Source organism: Pseudomonas kribbensis, from assembly GCF_003352185.1.
Classification (GTDB): domain Bacteria; phylum Pseudomonadota; class Gammaproteobacteria; order Pseudomonadales; family Pseudomonadaceae; genus Aquipseudomonas; species Aquipseudomonas kribbensis.
The window spans coordinates 1,053,469-1,073,432 of record NZ_CP029608.1; the positions used below are offsets into that span (position 1 = coordinate 1,053,469).

Sequence of the window (19,964 nt, forward strand, 5' to 3'; positions counted from 1 at the left end):
TCGCTATGACCGCACCGACTGCAATTCGCCGACTCAACGCTGCTGACCCGGATTTCGCGCATCATCTGGATCATCTGCTGAGCTGGGAAAGTGTGTCTGACGACTCGGTCAATCAGCGGGTGCTGGACATCATCAAGGCTGTGCGCGAGCGCGGTGATGCGGCGCTGGTCGAATTCACCCAGAAGTTCGACGGCCTTGAAGTCGCCTCCATGGCAGACCTGATCCTGCCGCGCGAGCGTCTGGAGCTGGCCCTGACCCGCATCACCGCTCCGCAACGCGAAGCGCTGGAAAAAGCCGCCGCCCGCGTTCGCAGCTATCACGAAAAACAGAAGCAGGACTCCTGGAGCTACACTGAAGCCGACGGCACGGTGCTGGGCCAGAAAGTCACGCCGCTGGACCGCGCCGGCCTGTACGTGCCGGGCGGCAAGGCGTCGTACCCGTCGTCGGTCTTGATGAACGCGATTCCGGCCAAAGTTGCCGGCGTCACCGAAGTGGTGATGGTGGTGCCGACCCCGCGTGGCGAGGTCAACGAACTGGTACTGGCGGCGGCGTGCATCGCCGGCGTTGACCGGGTGTTCACCATTGGCGGCGCCCAGGCCGTTGCCGCACTGGCCTACGGTACTGAAAGCGTGCCGCAAGTGGACAAGGTCGTCGGCCCGGGCAACATCTATGTGGCGACTGCCAAGCGTCACGTGTTCGGTCAGGTCGGCATCGACATGATCGCCGGTCCGTCGGAAATCCTCGTGGTGTGCGACGGCCAGACCGATCCGGACTGGATCGCCATGGACCTGTTCTCCCAGGCCGAGCACGACGAAGACGCCCAGGCGATTCTGGTCAGCCCGGACGCCGAATTCCTCGACAAGGTCGCCGCGAGCATCGACAAACTGCTGCCGACCATGGATCGCGCCACCATCATCGAAACCTCGATCAATGGCCGTGGCGCCCTGATTCACGTGCGTGACATGGCTCAGGCCATCGAAGTCGCCAACCGCATTGCGCCGGAACACCTTGAGCTGTCGGTCGCCGATCCGCAGGCCTGGCTGCCGCAGATTCGCCACGCCGGCGCGATCTTCATGGGCCGCCACACATCCGAAGCGCTAGGCGACTACTGCGCAGGTCCGAACCACGTGTTGCCGACTTCCGGCACTGCGCGTTTCTCCTCGCCACTGGGCGTGTACGACTTCCAGAAACGTTCGTCGATCATCTTCTGCTCCGAGGCCGGTGCTTCCGAACTGGGCAAGACCGCCTCGATCCTGGCTCGTGGCGAATCCCTGAGCGCCCACGCGCGCAGCGCCGAATACCGCATCAAAGACGAAGTGAAGGGGAACTGAACATGAGTAAATTCTGGAGCCCGTTCGTCAAGGATCTGGTGCCTTATGTACCGGGCGAGCAGCCGAAGCTGACCCGTCTGGTCAAACTCAACACCAACGAAAACCCGTACGGCCCGTCGCCAAAAGCCCTGGCGGCGATGCAGACCGAACTCAACGACAACCTGCGCCTATACCCGGACCCGAACAGCGATCTGCTGAAAAACGCCGTCGCCAAGTACTACGGCGTGCAGAGCAATCAGGTGTTCCTCGGCAACGGTTCGGACGAAGTGCTGGCGCACATCTTCCACGGTCTGCTGCAGCATGATCAGCCGCTGCTGTTTCCGGACATCAGCTACAGCTTCTATCCGGTCTACTGCGGCCTGTACGGCATCAAGTTCGATGCGGTGCCGCTGGATGCACAGTTCCGTATCAACCCGGCGGACTACGCCAAACCGAACGGCGGGATCATCTTCCCCAACCCGAATGCGCCGACCGGTTGCCTGCTGGCGCTGGAAGCGGTCGAGCAGATCCTCAAGGCCAGCCCGGATTCCGTGGTAGTGGTCGACGAGGCCTACATCGACTTCGGCGGCGAGACCGCGATCAGTCTGGTGGGCCGTTATCCGAACCTGCTGGTGACCCAGACCCTGTCCAAGTCCCGTTCGCTGGCGGGCCTGCGGGTCGGTCTGGCGGTCGGCCATCCGGACCTGATCGAGGCGCTGGAGCGGGTCAAGAACAGCTTCAACTCCTATCCGATCGATCGCATGGCCAATGTCGGTGCAGCGGCAGCGTTCGAGGATCGCGAATACTTCGACAAGACCTGCGCGCTGGTCATCGAGAGTCGTGAGTGGGTGATTGCGCAGTTGCAGGCCAAAGGCTTTGAAGTGTTGCCATCGGCGGCAAACTTCATCTTCGCCCGGCACCCGCAACATGATGCGGCAGGGCTGGCGGCCAAATTGCGTGAGCAGGGTGTGATCGTGCGCCACTTCAAGCAGGAGCGGATTGCCCAGTTCCTGCGGATCTCGATCGGTACGCCGGAGCAGAATCAGGCGTTGATCGACGGTCTCGGCGACCTCTGACTGGCCGATAAAAAGATGGGAGCGGATGCGCTCCCATCTTTTTTTGTACTTACTCTTCTTCTTTCACTGGTGCCGGTGGCGGGCGCAGACCGATCTCGGCGGTCAGCTTCAATTCCTTGCCATTGCGCATCACTTGAATCGTGACCTTGTCGGTCGGCTTGATCCGCGCCACCTGGTTCATCGACTTGCGGCCATCGCCGGCCGGTTCGCCGTCGATGCTGAGAATCACGTCACCCAGTTGCAGGCCGGCCTTCTGTGCCGGGCCATCGCGGAAAATCCCCGCCACCACAATCCCCGGACGCCCCGACAGACCGAACGACTCCGCCAGTTCCTGGGTCAGCGGTTGCACCTCGATCCCCAGCCAGCCACGAATCACCTGACCGTGCTCGATGATCGACTTCATCACTTCCATCGCCAGCTTCACCGGGATCGCAAAACCGATGCCTTGCGAACCACCGGACTTGGAGAAGATCGCCGTGTTGATGCCGGTGAGGTTGCCGTTGGCGTCCACCAGTGCGCCGCCGGAGTTGCCCGGGTTGATCGCCGCGTCGGTCTGGATGAAATCTTCGTAGTTGTTCAGGCCCAGCTGATTACGGCCGGTGGCGCTGATGATGCCCATGGTCACGGTCTGGCCGACCCCGAACGGGTTGCCGATGGCCAGTGCGACGTCGCCGATGCGGATGTTGTCGGAGCGACCGACGGTGATCGCCGGCAGGTTTTTCAGGTCGATCTTCAGCACCGCCAGGTCGGTTTCCGGGTCGCTGCCGATCACCCGGGCCAGGGTTTCACGGCCATCCTTGAGCGCCACGACGATCTGGTCCGCGCCGGTGGTGACGTGGTTGTTGGTCAGGATGTAGCCTTCCGGGCTCATGATCACGCCGGAGCCGAGGCTCGACTCCATGCGCTTCTGCTTCGGTGAGTTGTCACCGAAGAAGCGGCGGAACTGCGGATCCTCGAACAGCGGATGCGCCGGTTTGGCGATGACTTTGGTGGTGTAGAGGTTGACCACCGACGGCGCGGCAATCACCACCGCATCGGCGTAGGACACCGGCCCCTGTTGCACGCTGGTGGTCTGCGGAGCCTGTTGCAGGTTGACGTCGAGGCTCGGAAGCCCGACCCACTGCGGGTAACGCTGAATAATCAACAGAGCGATAAGCACACCGGCCAACAGCGGCCAGCCGAAAAAACGCAGCGCCTTGAGCATTAAGCACGTCCTGGAAAAGTTGCAGGCGGGGTCAGACCGCCCATAATGTCGCGCATTATACGAGGCCGCGCGCGCCTCTGAACGGGATTTTCAGGAGTCTTTCATGGCCGTTGCCCTCAGTACCCTGGTCGAAGAAGCCGACCGTTACCTCGGCAGTGCGAAAATTGCCGATTATTGCCCCAACGGCCTGCAGGTCGAGGGCCGTCCGCAGGTGATGCGCATCGTCAGCGGCGTCACTGCCAGCCAGGCATTGCTCGATGCCGCCGTCGAGGCCGAGGCCGATCTGGTGCTGGTGCATCACGGTTACTTCTGGAAGGGCGAGAACCCGTGCATCACCGGCATGAAGCAACGCCGCTTGAAAACCCTGCTCAAGCACGACATCAGTCTGCTGACCTATCACCTGCCGCTGGATCTGCACCCGGATGTCGGCAACAACGTGCAACTGGCCCGGCAGCTCGACATCACTGTCGAAGGGCCGCTGGACCCGGACAACCTGAAGATCGTCGGGCTGGTCGGCTCCCTGGATGAACCGGTGACCGCCCGCGACTTCGCCCGTCGCGTGCAGGAACGCATGGGCCGTGAGCCGCTGCTGATCGAGGGCAGCGCGATGATCCGTCGGGTCGGCTGGTGCACCGGCGGCGGTCAGGGCTACATCGACAACGCCATCGCCGCCGGCGTCGATCTGTTTATCAGCGGTGAAGCTTCCGAGCAGACCTTCCACAGTGCCCGGGAAAACGACATCAGCTTCATCGCTGCCGGCCACCACGCCACCGAACGCTACGGCGTGCAGGCGCTGGGCGATTATCTGGCGAAGCGGTTTGCCCTGGAACACATCTTCATCGACTGCCCGAATCCGATCTGACTTTCCCTGAAAGCACCCGAACGGGTGGGCATATTCATATGCTCTTTCGTTCTAGTCCGCGCCCTGATTAGAAGAAGGGCGCTGTGCTAGGATTCCCCGCTCGAACACGGCCCGCTGGCCGTTCATAAGAAAGCTTTCGTGAGTAGCCATGGTCGACAAACTGACGCATCTGAAACAGCTGGAGGCGGAAAGCATCCACATCATCCGCGAGGTGGCCGCCGAGTTCGACAACCCGGTGATGCTGTACTCCATCGGTAAAGACTCCGCCGTGATGCTGCATCTGGCACGCAAGGCGTTCTTCCCGGGCAAACTGCCGTTTCCGGTGATGCACGTCGACACCCGCTGGAAATTCCAGGAGATGTACAAGTTCCGCGACAAAATGGTCGAAGAGCTGGGCCTGGACCTGATCACCCACGTCAACCCGGATGGCGTTGCGCAGGGCATCAACCCGTTCACCCACGGCAGCGCCAAACACACCGACATCATGAAGACCGAGGGCCTGAAGCAGGCACTCGACAAGCATGGCTTCGACGCCGCGTTCGGCGGTGCCCGTCGCGATGAAGAGAAGTCCCGCGCCAAGGAGCGCGTCTACTCGTTCCGCGACAGCAAACACCGCTGGGATCCGAAGAACCAGCGTCCGGAGCTGTGGAACGTCTACAACGGCAAGGTCAACAAGGGCGAATCCATCCGTGTGTTCCCGTTGTCGAACTGGACCGAGCTGGACATCTGGCAGTACATCTACCTCGAAGGCATCCCGATCGTTCCGCTGTACTTCGCCGCCGAACGCGAAGTGATCGAGAAGAACGGCACGCTGATCATGATCGACGACGAGCGCATCCTCGAGCACCTGTCCGACGAGGACAAGGCGCGCATCGTCAAAAAGAAAGTGCGTTTCCGTACCCTTGGCTGCTACCCGTTGACGGGCGCGGTGGAGTCCGAGGCCGAAAGCCTGACGGACATCATTCAGGAAATGCTCCTGACGCGAACTTCCGAGCGCCAGGGCCGTGTCATCGACCACGATGGCGCCGGCTCGATGGAAGACAAGAAACGTCAAGGCTATTTCTAAGGGGCTGTCATGTCGCACGCATCTGATTTGATCAGCGAGGACATCCTCGCCTACCTGGGCCAGCACGAACGTAAAGAGCTGCTGCGCTTTTTGACCTGCGGTAACGTCGATGACGGCAAGAGCACCCTGATCGGGCGCCTGCTGCACGACTCGAAGATGATCTACGAAGATCACCTCGAAGCCATCACCCGCGATTCGAAGAAAGTCGGCACCACCGGTGACGACATCGACCTGGCATTGCTGGTCGACGGCCTGCAGGCCGAGCGCGAGCAGGGCATCACCATCGATGTCGCCTACCGCTATTTCTCCACCGCCAAGCGCAAGTTCATCATCGCCGACACCCCCGGCCATGAGCAGTACACCCGCAACATGGCCACCGGTGCCTCCACCTGTGACCTGGCGATCATCCTGGTCGACGCCCGTTACGGCGTGCAGACCCAGACCCGTCGCCACAGCTTCATCGCCTCGCTGCTGGGCATCAAGCACATCGTTGTCGCCATCAACAAGATGGACCTGAAGGGCTTCGATCAGGGCGTGTTCGAGTCGATCAAGGCCGACTACCTGAAGTTCGCCGAAGGCTTGAAGATGAAGCCGACGAGCATGCACTTCGTGCCGATGTCCGCCCTGAAGGGCGACAACGTGGTGAACAAGTCCGAGCGTTCGCCGTGGTACACCGGCCAGTCGCTGATGGAAATCCTCGAGACCGTGGAAGTGGCGGGCGACCGCAACTTCACCGATCTGCGTTTCCCGGTGCAGTACGTCAACCGTCCGAACCTGAACTTCCGCGGCTTCGCCGGCACCCTGGCCAGCGGCATCGTCAAGAAGGGCGACGAAGTCGTGGTCCTGCCGTCGGGCAAGAGCAGCCGCGTGAAATCCATCGTCACCTTCGAAGGTGAGCTGGAACATGCCGGCCCGGGTCAGGCGGTGACGCTGACCATGGAAGACGAGATCGACATCTCCCGTGGCGACCTGCTGGTACACGCCGACAACGTTCCGCCGGTGACCGACAGCTTCGAAGCGATGCTGGTGTGGATGGCTGAAGAGCCGATGCTGCCGGGCAAGAAATACGACATCAAACGCGCCACCAGTTACGTGCCGGGCTCCATCGCCAGCATCGTCAACAAGGTCGACGTCAACACCCTCGAAGAAGGCCCGGCGAGCGCGTTGCAGCTCAACGAAATCGGCAAGGTGAAGATCGCGCTCGATGCGCCGATCGCCCTCGACGGTTACGACAGCAACCGCACCACCGGCGCGTTCATCGTCATCGACCGTTTGACCAACGGCACCGTCGGCGCCGGCATGATCGTCGCCCAGCCGCTGGCTCATGGCACGGCCACCCATCACGGTAAACTGGCTCATGTCGCGACCACCGAGCGCGCCCAGCGTTTCGGTCAGCAACCGGCCACCGTGCTGTTCAGCGGCCTGTCCGGCGCTGGCAAGAGCACGCTGGCGTACGCGGTCGAGCGCAAGCTGTTCGACATGGGACGTGCGGTGTTTGTACTCGATGGCCAGAACCTGCGTCACGACCTCAACAAAGGTCTGCCGCAGGATCGCGCCGGTCGCACCGAGAACTGGCGTCGTGCCGCGCATGTGGCGCGTCAGTTCAACGAAGCGGGTCTGCTGACGCTAGCTGCGTTTGTGGCGCCGAGTGCTGAAGGTCGTGAGCAGGCCAAGGACCTGATCGGCAAGGAGCGTCTGCTGACGGTCTATGTCCAGGCTTCGCCGACTGTTTGCGCCGAGCGTGATCCGCAAGGGTTGTACGCTGCGGGTGGCGATAATATTCCGGGTGAGTCTTTCCCGTATGACGTGCCGCTGGATGCTGATCTGGTGATCGATACCCAGTCGCTGTCGCTGGAAGAAGGTGTCAAGCAAGTGCTGGATCTGCTGCGTAAGCGTGGCGCGATTTAAGCGTTAGCTGCCAATAAAAAGCCCGTCGATGAGTGATCATCGGCGGGCTTTTTTTTGGGTTGTTTGGGGTGAATATCCGTTTCTTCGGGGGTTGCGGCTGGCGGTTTCGCCCTTACGGCGAGTCACTTTGGCAAACGCCCCAAAGTAACCAAAAGGCTTGGCCCCGGCGTACGGCACCTCGCTTTGGCTCGGTGTTCCTTCGTTACGGGATTCATCCGGGGGCATCGCCTCCGGTTTGCTTCGCTGCACCTCCTCTCGATGTGTTTGGCTTCGCCAAACGGCGCTTCGCGCCCACCCCCGGATAAATCCCTCCACTCAGCCTGCCGAAGGGGCCGGCGCGTCAAAAGCGGTACTCGAGCTAACGCTCATTGTGTTGAGTGGTGGGAAGCGAGAGGCGAGAAGCGAGAAGCGAACTGCTTTCCTGTGGGGGGCAGTCTGATGGCCGGCCTGTTCTGTCGGAGGGGCTCAGGTAATCAGCGTTGGTTCGGATATTCGCGATGCATCTGCTCCAGCAGCGCATCCTTGTCCTTCCACAGCTGGTTGATCCAGCCCTGGAATTGCAGGCGGTATTCGCCGTCCTGGTCGTAGTTCTTGCCGATGAACTGTGGCGGGATTTGCAGTTCTTCAAAATGCACCACCACGTCCCGCACGTTGCCGCACAGCAGGTCCCAGAAACCGGGACGTCCACCCGGGTAGTGGATGGTCACGTTGACGATTGATTCCAGCTGTTCGCCCATTGCATCCAGCACGAATGCAATTCCGCCGGCCTTGGGTTTGAGCAGGTATTTGAACGATGATTGCTGCTGCGCGTGCTTGCCTTCGGTGAAGCGTGTGCCTTCGACGAAGTTGAAGATGCCCACCGGGTTGTCGCGGAATTTCGCGCAGGTCTTGCGGGTGGTTTCCAGGTCTTTGCCTTTCTTTTCCGGGTGCTTCTCCAGATACGCTTTCGAATAGCGTTTCATGAACGGAAAGCCCAGCGTCCACCACGCCAGGCCGATCACTGGCACCCAGATCAGTTCCTGTTTGAGGAAGAATTTCAGCGGCTGAATTTTCCGGTTGAGCACGTATTGCAGCACCAAAATATCGACCCAGCTCTGGTGGTTGCTGGTGATCAGGTACGAGTGTTGATAGTCCAGGCCCTGCAGGCCGCTGAGGTGCCAGCGGGTGCGGCGCACCAGGTTCATCCAGCCTTTGTTGTTGCTGATCCAGGCTTCGTGGGTGTGGCTCATCAGCCAGCGCGAGGCGCGGCGTGCGAGGTCGAACGGCAGCACTTTGATCAGCGCCACGAGAAACAGGAACGAGCACAGCAGGATCGTGTTCAGCGCCAACAGCAGCGCGGCGATCACGCCGCGCAGGGTGGCAGGGAGAAAAGCCAGCATCGGGTCAGATATCCAGAGGTCGGTTGGCAGCCTGAATCGCAGTCAGGGCAATGGTGTAAACGATGTCGTCGACCTGCGCGCCGCGCGGCAGATCGTTCACCGGTTTGCGCAGGCCTTGCAGCATCGGGCCGAGGCTCACGCAGTCGGCGCTGCGTTGCACGGCTTTGTGGGTGGTGTTGCCGGTGTTCAGATCGGGGAACACGAACACCGTGGCGCGACCGGCCACCTGGCTGTTCGGCGCCAGTTGCCGGGCCACGGTTTCGTTGGCGGCGGCGTCGTACTGCAACGGCCCGTCGATCAGCAGCGAGTGCTGTTGCTCGTGAGCGAGCAGGGTGGCTTCGCGGACTTTCTCGACTTCCTCGCCGGTGGCGGATTCGCCGCTGGAGTAGCTGATCATCGCCACGCGCGGAGTGATGCCGAACGCGGCGGCCGAGTCGGCGCTTTGCAGGGCAATCTCCGCCAGTTCGCTGGCGCTCGGGTGCGGGTTCATCACGCAGTCGCCGTAGACCAACACTTCTTCGGGGAACAGCATGAAGAACACCGACGACACCAGCGTGCAGCCTGGCGCTGTCTTGATCAATTGCAGGGCCGGGCGGATGGTGTTGGCGGTGGTGTTGATGACGCCGGAAACCAGTCCGTCGACCTCATCCAGCGCCAGCATCATGGTGCCGATCACCACCGTGTCTTCCAGTTGCTGCTCGGCCATCGGCGCGTTGAGGCTTTTGCTCTTGCGCAGGGCCACCATCGGTTCGACGTAGCGCTCGCGGATCAGATCCGGATCGAGGATTTCCAGCCCCGGCGGCAGCACGATGCCCTGGGCCCGGGCGACGGCTTCGACGTCCGCCGGTTTGGCCAGCAGCACGCAACGGGCAATGCCGCGTTCCTGACAGATCGCCGCCGCTTGCACGGTGAACGGCTCGCTGCCTTCGGGCAGGACGATGCGTTTGTTCGCAGCCTGGGCGCGTTGAATCAATTGATAGCGGAACACCGCTGGAGACAGGCGCATTTCTCGCGGCGTACCACAGCGCTGATGCAGCCACTTGGCATCCAGATGACTGGCGACGAAATCGGTGATGATCTCCGCGCGTTCGCGGTCATCGACGGGAATTTCCTTGTTCAGGCCGTTGAGCAGGTTGGCGGTGTCGTAGGAGCCGGTGCTCACCGACAACACCGGCAAACCGGCCTGCAGCGCGCCACGGCACAGGTCCATGATGCGCGGATCCGGCAGGGTGTCGCTGGTCAGCAGCAGGCCGGCCAGCGGTACGCCATTGATGGCCGCGAGGCTGACGGCGAGGATGATGTCGTCGCGGTCGCCGGGGGTTACCACCAGCACGCCGGGCTTGAGCAGGTCCACGGTGTTGCGCATGGTGCGCGCACAAATGATGGTCCTGGTCATGCGCCGGGTTTCGTAGTCGCCGGCGTTGAGCACCTGGGCGCCCATCAGATCGGCGACGTCGCGGGTGCGCGGGGCGTTGAGTTCCGGCTGGAACGGAATGCAGCCGAGCAGACGGAAATCACCGCTGCGCAGCAGTGGCGAATGCTCCTTCAGGCGCGCGGCGAAGGCGTCCATGCTTTCATCGGTCTTGACCTTGTTGAGGATCACGCCGAGGACTTTCGGGTCTTTCGGCCCGCCGAACAGTTGCGCCTGCAACTCGACGCGGCCGGACAGTTCGGTGAGCACTTCGTTTTCCGGCGCCGAGACCAGAATCACCTCGGCGTCCAGGCTCTTGGCCAGGTGCAGGTTGACCCGTGCGGCATAGCTGGCGCTGCGGGTCGGCACCATGCCTTCGACGACCAGCACGTCCTTGCCGACGGCAGCCTGCTGGTAGAGCGCGATGATTTCTTCGAGCAGCTCGTCGAGCTGACCGTCGCCAAGCATCCGCTCGACATGGGCCAGCCCCAGTGGCTGCGGCGGTTTCAGGCCGTGGGTGCGGGCCACCAGTTCGGTGGAGCGCTCAGGGCCGGTATCACCCGGGTGCGGCTGGGCAATCGGTTTGAAGAAGCCGACTTTGAGCCCGGCCCGTTCCAGCGTCCGCACCAGCCCGAGGCTGATGGAGGTCAGACCCACACCAAAATCGGTGGGCGCGATAAAAAAAGTTTGCATGCGGATTCTCTAAGGGTGCATGGCAAGGGCGTAGGCCTATGGCTGGCCTTCCACCGGTTTTTCAGGCGTCAAGGTTAGCGCTAACCGCGCCTTGAGCGCACCAACCGCAAGCAAAGGGTTGGCCTATTTTTTCAATACGTTGCGTTGCGTCCAGCACCCATGCCCGCGACTGCCACGGCGGCTGGTGACGCAGATGCTGGGTGTGGCCGCAGGAGAGCTCGGCCACCCAGTGACCGTCCTCGTCCTGATGGAAGCCTGTGATCGTCGAATCCCGTTTGTCAGGGTTGTGTTCGCTTTCGAGCGATTGCTTCGCTAAACTTGGCCTTTCTATATTCTTATGCAAAAGGTCTCGCCCCATGCTGATCGCCGCCAATAAGGCTGTCTCCATCGACTATACCCTGACCAACGACGCTGGTGAGGTCATCGACAGCTCCGCCGGCGGCGCTCCGCTGGTTTACCTGCATGGCGCAGGCAACATCATCCCGGGCCTGGAAAAAGCCCTGGAAGGCAAGGAAGTCGGCAACGAGCTGGAAGTTTCCGTCGAGCCGGAAGATGCCTACGGCGAGTACTCGGCCGAACTGGTCAGCACCCTGAGCCGCAGCATGTTCGAAGGCGTCGACGAGCTGGAAGTCGGCATGCAGTTCCACGCTTCGGCGCCGGACGGCCAGATGCAGATCGTCACCATCCGTGATCTGGACGGCGACGACGTCACCGTCGACGGCAACCACCCGCTGGCCGGTCAGCGCCTGAACTTCAAAGTGAAGGTCGTTGCCATCCGTGACGCCAGCCAGGAAGAAGTCGCTCATGGTCACGTCCATGGCGAAGGTGGCCATCACCACTGATTTTCTGCGCTAAGCTCAGAGAACTGGAGAGGCGCCCGAGGGCGCCTTTTTAGTCCGCGGCTGTCCTTGGTAGTCTCGCCAAGTGGCTGTTTCGAGTAGAACACGGGAATCTGGAGTTCGTCATGAGTGCTTTTCACGACCTTAAGTTGACAGCCCTGGATGGTCAGGAGCTACCGCTGGCACCCTTCAAGGGCCAAGTCGTGCTGGTGGTCAACGTCGCCTCCAAATGCGGCTTGACCCCACAGTACGCGGCGCTGGAAAACCTCTATCAGCAATACAAGGGCAAAGGCTTCAGCGTGCTGGGCCTGCCGTGCAACCAGTTTGCCGGTCAGGAACCGGGCAGCGAGCAGGAGATTCAGGAATTCTGCAGCCTCAACTATGGCGTGAGTTTTCCGTTGTCGAAGAAGCTCGAAGTCAACGGCCACGACCGTCATCAGCTCTACCGTCTGCTGGCGGGCGAGGGCGCCGAATTTCCCGGCGACATCACCTGGAATTTCGAGAAATTCCTGCTCGGCAAGGACGGTCGTGTACTGGCCCGTTTCTCGCCGCGCACGGCGCCGGATGATCCTTCGGTGATCACGGCAATTGAAAAAGCCCTGAGCTGAAACGCGAAAATCGCAGCCATCGAGCTGCGATTTTTTTTGCCTGCCTTTTGACCCTTAATCATTCAGATCAATAGTGCTATGACACTGTTGGAACTCCGCATATTATCGCCGTCATATGAATTCAATGCCCGCCGATCAATTTTTCGTGGAGCCTCCCATGCCTGTTCAAGCCTTGTTCAAACCGTTCCAGCTCGGTGCCCTCGAACTGCCGACCCGCGTGGTCATGGCACCGATGACCCGTTCGTTCTCTCCGGGTGGCGTACCCAACTCCAAAGTGATCGAGTACTACCGTCGTCGCGCGGCGGCCGGTGTCGGCCTGATCATCACCGAGGGCACCACCGTCGGCCATCAGGCCTCCAATGGCTACCCGAATGTGCCGCAGTTCTTCGGCGAAGCGGCACTGGCCGGCTGGAAGAAAGTCGTCGACGCAGTGCACGCCGAAGGCGGCAAGATTGTTCCGCAACTGTGGCACGTCGGTAGCGTTCGCCGCATTGGCACCGAGCCGGATGCCAGCGTGCCGGGTTATGGCCCGACCGAGAAACTCAAGGACGGTCAGGTCGTGGTGCACGGCATGACCAAACAGGACATCCAGGACGTGATCGCGGCCTTCGCCCAGGCTGCCAAAGATGCCAAGAGCATCGGCATGGACGGCGTGGAGATCCACGGCGCCCACGGTTACCTGATCGACCAGTTCTTCTGGGAAGGCAGCAACCAGCGCACCGACGAATACGGCGGCAGCCTGGCCAACCGTTTGCGTTTCGCCATCGAGTTGATCCAGGCCGTGCGCGCTGCAGTGGGCGAGGGCTTCCCGATCATCTTCCGCTTCTCGCAGTGGAAGCAGCAGGACTACACCGCGCGTCTGGTGCAAACCCCGGAGGCGCTGGGCGAGTTTCTCAAGCCGTTGTCCGACGCCGGCGTGGATATTTTCCACTGCTCGACGCGCCGTTTCTGGGAGCCGGAATTCGACGGTTCCGAACTGAACCTGGCGGGCTGGACTCGCAAGCTGACCGGCAAACCGACCATCACCGTCGGCAGCGTCGGCCTTGATGGCGAGTTCCTGCAGTTCATGGTCAACACCGACAAGGTGGCGCAACCGGCCAGCCTGGAAAAGCTGCTGGAGCGTCTGAACAACGATGAGTTCGATCTGGTGGCCGTGGGCCGTGCGCTGTTGGTGGATCCGGACTGGGCGCAGAAAGTGCGTGAAGGCCGCGAGCAGGACATTCTGCCGTTCAGCCGTGAGGCGTTGATGACGCTGGTTTGATTGCCGTGGGGGGCTTGTCGCGCAGGTCGCGGCAAGCTCCCTGCAAATGGTTTTCAAACTGCTCGATGATGGCCGCCCAGCCTTGACGACTGGCATGTTGGCGGGCGTTCAATCTGACGCAGCGCAAGGTTTCATCCTCTTCCAGCAGCCACTGCGCTGCATCGAAAAACGCCTCTTCATCCCCCGGCATTGCCAGCACGCCGTTGTAGCCGTGGCGAATATGCTGCGCAGCCGCTGCCTGATCGTAGGCCACCACGCCAAGGCCTGACGCCAGAGCTTCCAGCACGACGTTGCCGAACGTCTCGGTCATGCTCGGAAACAGGAACAGATCGCCGGACGCGTAGTGCGCCGCCAATGCTTCGCCACGTTGGGAGCCGCAGAAGATCGCTTCGGGCAATTCCTTTTCCAGGGCCACCCGTTGTGGCCCGTCACCGACGATGATCAGTTTCAGATTGCGTTGCGGGTACGCGCCGGCGAGCTTGTCGAAGCAGCGTTTGAGCAGACCAAGATTCTTTTCCGGCGCCAGGCGTCCTACGTGAATCACGGCGATGTCCTGCTCGCTCAGTCCCCATTGTTCACGCAGGGCGTTCAGGCGTTTGGTCGGGTGGAACAACTGGCTGTCGACGCCTCGGGACAGCAGCGCCAGACGATCGAAATGCCGCCGTTCCAGTTCCAGTCGCTGGCTGACGCTCGGCACCAGGGTCAGCGCCGAACGATTGTGGAACCAGCGCAGATAGTGGGTCAGCAAACGCGTCAGCAAGCCGAGACCGTACTGATTGGTGTACTGCTGGAAATTGGTGTGGAAACCACTGACCACGGCGATGCCCAGACGACGTGCCGCGCGCAGTGCCGATAACCCGAGCGGACCTTCGGTGGCGATGTACAGCACGTCCGGGCGCTGGCGTGTCCAGCGGCGCAGCAACTTGTGCATCGACGACTGACCCCACTGCAACCCCGGATAACCCGGCAGCGGCCAGCCCCGGCACAACAGCAGCGCATCGTCTTCACTGCGCTGCGGATCGTCACCCTGACGCGGCCGCACCAGTTCCACCCGATGCCCGCGCGCGCGCAAGCCGTCGCACAAGCGGCCAAGGGTATTGGCCACGCCGTTGATTTCCGGTGGGAAGGTTTCGCTGATCAGGGTGATATGTAGAGCTGTCGTCATGGCCTCAGTGTCGGCTGAGGCCATGTCGCGCTTGTGACGTTCGGATGATGGATTTGTGACGTGCGCTCAGCGTTGTGTCACGAGGTTTTCGGCACCGCGCTCGCGTACCCAGAACAACGTTGCCCCGGCCACCGCAGCGGGCATCATCAGGATGTTCACCACCGGGATCAGCAGCGCCAGGTAGACGATCCCGCCGAAGCTCATGCTTTGCCAGCGCTTCTGGCGCAGCCAGGCGAGCATCTCGTTCCAGCCCAGTTTGTGGTTGTCCGCCGGGTAGTCGATGTACTGGATCGCCATCATCCATACGCCGAACAGCAGCCACAGCGGCGCGGCGATAATGTTCACCATCGGGATGAACGACAGGATGAACAGGCCGATGGCCCGGGGCAGGAAGTAGCCCAGTTTGCGCATTTCCCGGGCGAGGGTGCGTGGGATCATCGCAATCAGTTCGCCCCAGCTGAAGGCCGGGAAATCGTCGGTGCCGCGCACCACGACTTCGACTTTCTCCGCGAGAAATCCGTTGAACGGCGCGGCGATCACGTTGGCGAGCATGGTGAAAGTGAAGAACACCATCAACGCCACCAGCACCACGAACAGCGGCCACAGGATGTAGCTCAGGAAGCTCAGCCAGTCGGGGAGCGACGGCATCAGGGAATCGACCCACAGGCTGAACTGGTGACCGGCGAAATAGATCAATCCGACGAACAGCACCAGGTTGATCGCCAGCGGCAGCAGCACAAACAGGCGCAGGCCAGGACTCAGGACCAGTTTCAGGCCTTCGCGCAGGTATTGCGGGCCGGAGAGAACAGGGGCGGGCATAGGGTGCTCCGAGCAAGGGAAAACGCGCCGACCTTACCGGCTTTGCTCAAGGCGTGAAAGCGCGGCAGCGGGATCGACATTCACTGTAACAAAGACGTCCATCTCGTCAGTGTGTCGGCATAGAGACCACCTATGAGCTGGATTGTTAAACCGTATTTCCTTAATCTTGCCCCCCTCGATACGCTGCACCCAACTTTTTACAGGACTGTCGAGCTCACGCCTTCCCCAAGGTTATCCACAGTCCTTTTTTATTCTCGCCGGCAGTCCGGCGTCCGCGCCTGATGTATCGGCCGGTCAACAGGAGACAGGTTCATGTCTGAAGTCCGTCATTCGCGAGTGATCATTCTCGGTTCCGGCCCTGCCGGTTACAGCGCTGCTGTCTACGCTGCCCGTGCCAACCTCAAGCCGCTGCTGATCACCGGCATGCAGGCCGGCGGTCAACTGACCACCACCACCGAAGTCGACAACTGGCCGGGCGACGTCCACGGCCTGACCGGTCCGGTGCTGATGGAGCGCATGCGCGAGCACGCCGAGCGTTTTGAAACCGAGATCGTCTTCGATCACATCAACGCCGTGGACTTCGCTTCCAAACCGTACAGCCTGACCGGCGACAGCGGCACCTACACCTGCGACGCCCTGATCATCGCCACCGGCGCCAGCGCTCGTTACCTGGGCCTGCCGTCGGAAGAAGCGTTCATGGGCAAAGGCGTTTCGGCCTGCGCGACCTGCGACGGTTTCTTCTATCGCAACAAACCGGTGGCCGTGGTCGGTGGCGGCAACACCGCTGTCGAAGAAGCCCTGTACCTGGCCAACATCGCCAGCAAGGTCACTCTGATCCACCGTCGCGAAACCTTCCGCGCCGAGAAGATCCTGATCGACAAGCTCAACGCCCGTGTGGCCGAAGGCAAGATCGAGCTGAAACTGAACGCGACCCTGGACGAAGTGCTGGGCGACAACATGGGCGTGACCGGTGCGCGTCTGAAGAACAACGACGGCAGCTTCGACGAAATCAAGGTCGACGGCGTGTTCATCGCGATCGGCCACACCCCGAACACTTCGCTGTTCGAAGGTCAGCTGGAGCTGAAGGACGGCTACCTCGTCGTTCAGGGCGGCCGTGAAGGCAACGCCACCGCGACCAGCGTCGAAGGCATCTTTGCCGCCGGCGACGTGGCCGACCACGTTTACCGTCAGGCCATTACCTCGGCCGGCGCCGGCTGCATGGCGGCACTGGACACCGAGCGTTACCTGGACGATCTGCAGAACGCTTCGTTCTAAGAACGCAGACATAAAAAACCGGCCAATTGGCCGGTTTTTTTGTACCTGCGATCCGCTCGGGAATCAGCGGCGGGTCAGCGGCTGCGCGTCGAACTTCACACCGGCCAGACCGTGCTTGATCAGCGCACGGATATTGCCGTGATCGCTACCTTCAGGCGTTGCCACAACCGAACGGTAGTGTTCGCCGAACGCCAGCAGCGCTTCTTCATCGCTCAAGCCTTCCAGCAGCGCCAGACCCAGAGTCTTGCACGAGCCTTCGTTTTGCCCGGCCGCGTTTTCCACGCCGCCGTTGTTGAACGCCTGAGGCTGGTAGTCGTAACCGGCGGCGATGAACGCCAGGGTATCGGCAAAAACGTGTTCGCCGCTCTTGAGGCTGGCGCGCAGGGTGTTCAGATCACTCATTAGGTTTTCCTTTGGCGAACGCCGCTTGTTGTTCGGCGCTGGCTTCTTGCTGAAATTGGGCTTTCCACTCGGCGTACGGCATGCCGTAAACCACTTCCCGGGCATCGTCGAGGCTGACCTCGATCTGGCGCTCGTCGGCGGCGGCCTTGTACCACTTCGACAGGCAGTTGCGGCAGAACCCGGAGAGGTTCATCAGGTCGATGTTCTGCACATCCTTGCGGCTGTCCAGGTGGGCAACCAGCCGGCGGAAGGCGGCGGCTTCGAGTTCGAGGCGTTGTTGTTCGGTCATGGAAGTCTCTTCGAGACAGCTGAGAGCGGCAAGCTCCAAGCTGCAAGATTCTGAAATGTGGGGTGCCTTTAGCTTACCGCTTGCAGCTCGAAGCTTGAAGCTTAGCGGCTTGCCGCGAGCGTGATCGACACCGACTCGGCAAAACGCAACGCGTGCGGCTTGTCGACTTCGACCTCGGCGTACAGCACCGATTCGTTGGCCATCACCAGATCCAGCAGCTCCTGGGTCAGGCGTTCGAGCAGCGCGAAGCGGTTGCCCTCCACGTGGGCGATGATCGCCTTGGTGATGGTGCGGTAGTTCAACGCGTGGTCGATGTCGTTGTCACGCACCGCTTCCTGCGCGGCGTACAGGATGGTCAGGTTGATCAGCACATCCTGCTTGTTGAGGATTTCGTCCTCGTTGATCCCGATAAAGGTGCGCAGGCGCAGATCCTTGACCCGGATGCGCGCCATTCCCGGTTGAAGTTGTGGCATTTACTTGCTCCGTCCAATCAATTGCAGGAACTCCTGGCGGGTGTTGCTCGACTCGCGGAAGGCGCCGAGCATGACCGAGGTGTTCATGGTCGAATTCTGTTTCTCGACACCGCGCATCATCATGCACATGTGTCGGGCTTCGATGACCACCGCGACACCGGCGGCATCGGTGACTTGCTGGACCGCCTCGGCGATCTGGCGGGTGAGGTTTTCCTGGATCTGCAGGCGGCGGGCGAACATGTCCACCAGCCGTGCGATCTTCGACAGTCCCAGCACCTTGCCTGTCGGAATATAAGCCACATGGGCCTTGCCGATGAAGGGCAGCAGGTGATGTTCGCACAACGAGTAGAGCTCGATGTCGGCGACGATGATCATCTCGTCGCTGTCGGAAGCAAACAGTGCACCATTGACGATCTCGTCGACGCTCTGTTCATAGCCGTGACACAGATACTGCATGGCCTTGGCCGCGCGCACCGGCGTGTCGAGCAAGCCTTCACGGTCGGGATCTTCACCGAGGCCGATGAGGATCTCGCGGTAGTTTTCGGGCAGGGAACGGGTCATGGAGCATCCTCGCGGGGGCGTTTTACTTGACGTGCCGCCCGCCGTTGACGGTCAGGGTGGTGCCGGTGACATAAGGGTTGTCGAGCAGATAACGCAGGCTCTGATAGATCACTTCGCTGCCCGGCTCGATGCCCAGCGCGGACTTGGCCAGCGCCTTGGCACGGTATGCCGCGTCGTCGTCGGGATTGAACAATAGCAGGGCCGGCGCGATGCCGTTGACCTTGATCGACGGGGCGTAGCGCGCGGCGAAGGACAGCGTGAGGCTGTCGAGCCCGGCCTTGCTGGCGCAGTAGCCGATATGTTTGCTGCTGCCCTTGCGCGTGACGTCGTCGCTGATGTGGATGATGTCGGCTGGGCTCGACCGTTGCAGCAGATCAGCGCAATGCAGGTTGATCAGGTACGGCGCCAGCATGTGGATGTTGAACATGCGGGTGAAGGCCTCGGCTTCGCCGTCGCCGTTTTCCGCCAGCCATTCGGAAGCGTTGTGCACGATGGCCCGCAGGCTGTCGGTGTGGGTCTTCAGTTCAGTGATGAAAGCGAGGATCGAGGCCTCACTGGAAAAATCCGCGAATACCCCGATGGCCCCCAGATCCCTTAACGTTTTCACACCGGGACGTTCGCTGCGGTAGGTGAAGATGACCCGGTGGCCGTCTTCCAGCAGCCGCTGCGCGCAATGCAGCCCGACGCGCTGGCCGGCGCCAGTAATGAGAATGGGGGCTGCAAAGGAGGTCATGATCGGCTCGCGTCGAGGTCAGAGCAAAAACTATAACAGCGACGCGAGCGATGGTTTCAGCGATTTTGCGCAGGCGCCGCACCGGGCAATGGACTGGCCTGGGCACCGTTGAGCCAGCCGGCCAGCAGACGCGTCGACAGCGGGATGAAGAAATAGACCATCAACGGTGTCAGGCACAGCGTGCTGATGAATACGCGGGGCAACAGGCTCATTTCACCGAGCAGCGGGCCCAGCACGAAGTTGAACAGCAGCGACACCGGGAAGAACGCCAGCCAGATCGCTACGGCCTGTTTCCAGCGTGGTGGGCGGACGCCTGCTGCGCCGAACCAGCCTTCGATGCCGCTGACCCGATGTTCCTTCGGATGGGCGAACAGATCACTGCCACGGGACAGCCACGCGGTGCGCGACGCCGAGTGCTCCCAGGCATGCAGGGTCTGTTCGTCGACAAAGCGGAAAATGATCTGAAACTCATTGTCGCCGGGAGGCGGAGCCAGGACGCCGGAACCGAGATAACCGGGGAAATCGGTGGCCAGTTGTTCGCCTTCGCGCAGCCAGGCGATCAAGTCCTGATAGCGACCATCGGCGACGCGACGGGCGACCATCAGCGTGACGGGGGAAGTAGACATTGTG

Annotated in this window: 21 protein-coding genes; 9 read left to right on the top strand and 12 right to left on the bottom strand. The window is 61.5% G+C overall.

Annotation, left to right across the window (positions count from 1 at the left end):
• The first annotated feature begins 5 nt into the window (after positions 1–5).
• Together hisD and hisC are read left to right on the top strand one after the other, a co-directional pair.
• Entirely contained in the window at positions 6–1,331 is a 1,326-nt protein-coding gene (hisD, locus tag DLD99_RS04755) for a histidinol dehydrogenase (RefSeq protein ID WP_096818982.1), read from the top strand.
• 2 nt (positions 1,332–1,333) lie between these two features.
• Positions 1,334–2,386: a histidinol-phosphate transaminase gene (hisC, locus tag DLD99_RS04760; protein ID WP_114881432.1), complete on the top strand. Its 1,053-nt coding sequence runs from the start codon at positions 1,334–1,336 to the stop codon at positions 2,384–2,386.
• Positions 2,387–2,435: 49 nt separating this feature from the next.
• Here hisC and algW read toward each other — a convergent pair whose 3' ends face one another.
• Entirely contained in the window at positions 2,436–3,590 is a 1,155-nt protein-coding gene (gene algW / locus DLD99_RS04765; protein WP_114881433.1) for a Do family serine endopeptidase AlgW, read from the bottom strand.
• 103 nt (positions 3,591–3,693) lie between these two features.
• Between algW and DLD99_RS04770 the strand changes: the two genes are divergently transcribed.
• The 3 genes from DLD99_RS04770 to cysN all read left to right on the top strand — a co-directional run bounded on the left by DLD99_RS04770 (position 3,694) and on the right by cysN (position 7,426).
• Complete coding sequence (locus tag DLD99_RS04770; RefSeq protein WP_114881434.1) at positions 3,694–4,452, top strand: Nif3-like dinuclear metal center hexameric protein; 759 nt, start codon at positions 3,694–3,696, stop codon at positions 4,450–4,452.
• Positions 4,453–4,600: 148 nt separating this feature from the next.
• Complete coding sequence (gene cysD / locus DLD99_RS04775; protein WP_007953546.1) at positions 4,601–5,518, top strand: sulfate adenylyltransferase subunit CysD; 918 nt, start codon at positions 4,601–4,603, stop codon at positions 5,516–5,518.
• A 9-nt stretch (positions 5,519–5,527) separates the two neighbouring features.
• Positions 5,528–7,426 carry a sulfate adenylyltransferase subunit CysN gene (gene cysN / locus DLD99_RS04780; RefSeq protein ID WP_085711769.1) on the top strand — a complete coding sequence of 633 codons (1,899 nt, stop codon included), beginning with the start codon at positions 5,528–5,530 and terminating at the stop codon, positions 7,424–7,426.
• A 473-nt stretch (positions 7,427–7,899) separates the two neighbouring features.
• On the opposite strand, the gene DLD99_RS04785 is transcribed toward cysN, so the two are convergent.
• The 3 genes from DLD99_RS04785 to DLD99_RS04795 all read right to left on the bottom strand — a co-directional run bounded on the left by DLD99_RS04785 (position 7,900) and on the right by DLD99_RS04795 (position 11,297).
• A complete protein-coding gene (locus DLD99_RS04785; protein ID WP_114881435.1) occupies positions 7,900–8,805 on the bottom strand; it encodes an acyltransferase in 906 nt (301 codons plus the stop codon).
• 4 nt (positions 8,806–8,809) lie between these two features.
• Entirely contained in the window at positions 8,810–10,909 is a 2,100-nt protein-coding gene (gene pta / locus DLD99_RS04790) for a phosphate acetyltransferase (protein WP_114881436.1), read from the bottom strand.
• 61 nt (positions 10,910–10,970) lie between these two features.
• Entirely contained in the window at positions 10,971–11,297 is a 327-nt protein-coding gene (locus DLD99_RS04795; RefSeq protein WP_085711877.1) for a DUF3565 domain-containing protein, read from the bottom strand.
• Here DLD99_RS04795 and DLD99_RS04800 point away from each other — a divergent pair.
• From DLD99_RS04800 to DLD99_RS04810, 3 genes are all read left to right on the top strand, one after another.
• Positions 11,266–11,751 (top strand): FKBP-type peptidyl-prolyl cis-trans isomerase, encoded by a 486-nt coding sequence (locus DLD99_RS04800; protein ID WP_085711766.1) that lies wholly within the window; start codon positions 11,266–11,268, stop codon positions 11,749–11,751. The two genes, DLD99_RS04795 and DLD99_RS04800, sit on opposite strands and share 32 nt — an antisense overlap.
• 122 nt (positions 11,752–11,873) lie before the next feature.
• Positions 11,874–12,356: a glutathione peroxidase gene (locus DLD99_RS04805; protein ID WP_007959082.1), complete on the top strand. Its 483-nt coding sequence runs from the start codon at positions 11,874–11,876 to the stop codon at positions 12,354–12,356.
• 157 nt (positions 12,357–12,513) lie between these two features.
• The gene (locus tag DLD99_RS04810; RefSeq protein WP_114881437.1) at positions 12,514–13,617 is read left to right on the top strand and encodes an NADH:flavin oxidoreductase; all 1,104 of its coding nucleotides are present in this window, start codon (positions 12,514–12,516) and stop codon (positions 13,615–13,617) included.
• On the opposite strand, the gene DLD99_RS04815 is transcribed toward DLD99_RS04810, so the two are convergent.
• Both DLD99_RS04815 and cysZ read right to left on the bottom strand, forming a co-directional pair.
• Positions 13,586–14,806 carry a glycosyltransferase family 4 protein gene (locus DLD99_RS04815; protein ID WP_114881438.1) on the bottom strand — a complete coding sequence of 407 codons (1,221 nt, stop codon included), beginning with the start codon at positions 14,804–14,806 and terminating at the stop codon, positions 13,586–13,588. The two genes, DLD99_RS04810 and DLD99_RS04815, sit on opposite strands and share 32 nt — an antisense overlap.
• Positions 14,807–14,848: 42 nt before the next feature.
• Positions 14,849–15,601, bottom strand: a complete 753-nt coding sequence (gene cysZ, locus DLD99_RS04820; RefSeq protein ID WP_114881439.1) for a sulfate transporter CysZ — start codon at positions 15,599–15,601, stop codon at positions 14,849–14,851.
• Positions 15,602–15,913: 312 nt separating this feature from the next.
• Between cysZ and trxB the strand changes: the two genes are divergently transcribed.
• Complete coding sequence (trxB, locus tag DLD99_RS04830) at positions 15,914–16,876, top strand: thioredoxin-disulfide reductase (protein WP_085711762.1); 963 nt, start codon at positions 15,914–15,916, stop codon at positions 16,874–16,876.
• 63 nt (positions 16,877–16,939) lie between these two features.
• Here trxB and DLD99_RS04835 read toward each other — a convergent pair whose 3' ends face one another.
• The 6 genes from DLD99_RS04835 to DLD99_RS04860 all read right to left on the bottom strand — a co-directional run bounded on the left by DLD99_RS04835 (position 16,940) and on the right by DLD99_RS04860 (position 19,960).
• Positions 16,940–17,278 carry a HopJ type III effector protein gene (locus DLD99_RS04835; protein WP_085711761.1) on the bottom strand — a complete coding sequence of 113 codons (339 nt, stop codon included), beginning with the start codon at positions 17,276–17,278 and terminating at the stop codon, positions 16,940–16,942.
• Positions 17,271–17,567, bottom strand: a complete 297-nt coding sequence (locus DLD99_RS04840; protein WP_114881440.1) for a DUF1244 domain-containing protein — start codon at positions 17,565–17,567, stop codon at positions 17,271–17,273. The genes DLD99_RS04835 and DLD99_RS04840 overlap by 8 nt, the downstream gene beginning before the upstream one ends.
• Before the next feature lie 101 nt (positions 17,568–17,668).
• Entirely contained in the window at positions 17,669–18,040 is a 372-nt protein-coding gene (folX, locus tag DLD99_RS04845) for a dihydroneopterin triphosphate 2'-epimerase (protein ID WP_007957207.1), read from the bottom strand.
• The gene (gene folE / locus DLD99_RS04850) at positions 18,041–18,601 is read right to left on the bottom strand and encodes a GTP cyclohydrolase I FolE (RefSeq protein WP_085711759.1); all 561 of its coding nucleotides are present in this window, start codon (positions 18,599–18,601) and stop codon (positions 18,041–18,043) included.
• Between the two features lie 22 nt (positions 18,602–18,623).
• Entirely contained in the window at positions 18,624–19,334 is a 711-nt protein-coding gene (folM, locus tag DLD99_RS04855) for a dihydromonapterin reductase (RefSeq protein WP_114881441.1), read from the bottom strand.
• A 56-nt stretch (positions 19,335–19,390) separates the two neighbouring features.
• Positions 19,391–19,960, bottom strand: a complete 570-nt coding sequence (locus DLD99_RS04860) for an antibiotic biosynthesis monooxygenase (RefSeq protein ID WP_114881442.1) — start codon at positions 19,958–19,960, stop codon at positions 19,391–19,393.
• Positions 19,961–19,964 lie beyond the last annotated feature (4 nt).

What these genes read in the sequence shown, in the direction of transcription:
- hisD (WP_096818982.1), top strand. Translation starts at nt 6, where the DNA reads ATGACCGCACCGACTGCAATTCGCCGACTCAACGCTGCTGACCCGGAT.
- hisC (WP_114881432.1), top strand. Translation starts at nt 1,334, where the DNA reads ATGAGTAAATTCTGGAGCCCGTTCGTCAAGGATCTGGTGCCTTATGTA.
- algW (WP_114881433.1), bottom strand. Translation starts at nt 3,590, where the DNA reads ATGCTCAAGGCGCTGCGTTTTTTCGGCTGGCCGCTGTTGGCCGGTGTG.
- DLD99_RS04770 (WP_114881434.1), top strand. Translation starts at nt 3,694, where the DNA reads ATGGCCGTTGCCCTCAGTACCCTGGTCGAAGAAGCCGACCGTTACCTC.
- cysD (WP_007953546.1), top strand. Translation starts at nt 4,601, where the DNA reads ATGGTCGACAAACTGACGCATCTGAAACAGCTGGAGGCGGAAAGCATC.
- cysN (WP_085711769.1), top strand. Translation starts at nt 5,528, where the DNA reads ATGTCGCACGCATCTGATTTGATCAGCGAGGACATCCTCGCCTACCTG.
- DLD99_RS04785 (WP_114881435.1), bottom strand. Translation starts at nt 8,805, where the DNA reads ATGCTGGCTTTTCTCCCTGCCACCCTGCGCGGCGTGATCGCCGCGCTG.
- pta (WP_114881436.1), bottom strand. Translation starts at nt 10,909, where the DNA reads ATGCAAACTTTTTTTATCGCGCCCACCGATTTTGGTGTGGGTCTGACC.
- DLD99_RS04800 (WP_085711766.1), top strand. Translation starts at nt 11,266, where the DNA reads ATGCTGATCGCCGCCAATAAGGCTGTCTCCATCGACTATACCCTGACC.
- DLD99_RS04795 (WP_085711877.1), bottom strand. Translation starts at nt 11,297, where the DNA reads ATGGAGACAGCCTTATTGGCGGCGATCAGCATGGGGCGAGACCTTTTG.
- DLD99_RS04805 (WP_007959082.1), top strand. Translation starts at nt 11,874, where the DNA reads ATGAGTGCTTTTCACGACCTTAAGTTGACAGCCCTGGATGGTCAGGAG.
- DLD99_RS04810 (WP_114881437.1), top strand. Translation starts at nt 12,514, where the DNA reads ATGCCTGTTCAAGCCTTGTTCAAACCGTTCCAGCTCGGTGCCCTCGAA.
- DLD99_RS04815 (WP_114881438.1), bottom strand. Translation starts at nt 14,806, where the DNA reads ATGGCCTCAGCCGACACTGAGGCCATGACGACAGCTCTACATATCACC.
- cysZ (WP_114881439.1), bottom strand. Translation starts at nt 15,601, where the DNA reads ATGCCCGCCCCTGTTCTCTCCGGCCCGCAATACCTGCGCGAAGGCCTG.
- trxB (WP_085711762.1), top strand. Translation starts at nt 15,914, where the DNA reads ATGTCTGAAGTCCGTCATTCGCGAGTGATCATTCTCGGTTCCGGCCCT.
- DLD99_RS04835 (WP_085711761.1), bottom strand. Translation starts at nt 17,278, where the DNA reads ATGAGTGATCTGAACACCCTGCGCGCCAGCCTCAAGAGCGGCGAACAC.
- DLD99_RS04840 (WP_114881440.1), bottom strand. Translation starts at nt 17,567, where the DNA reads ATGACCGAACAACAACGCCTCGAACTCGAAGCCGCCGCCTTCCGCCGG.
- folX (WP_007957207.1), bottom strand. Translation starts at nt 18,040, where the DNA reads ATGCCACAACTTCAACCGGGAATGGCGCGCATCCGGGTCAAGGATCTG.
- folE (WP_085711759.1), bottom strand. Translation starts at nt 18,601, where the DNA reads ATGACCCGTTCCCTGCCCGAAAACTACCGCGAGATCCTCATCGGCCTC.
- folM (WP_114881441.1), bottom strand. Translation starts at nt 19,334, where the DNA reads ATGACCTCCTTTGCAGCCCCCATTCTCATTACTGGCGCCGGCCAGCGC.
- DLD99_RS04860 (WP_114881442.1), bottom strand. Translation starts at nt 19,960, where the DNA reads ATGTCTACTTCCCCCGTCACGCTGATGGTCGCCCGTCGCGTCGCCGAT.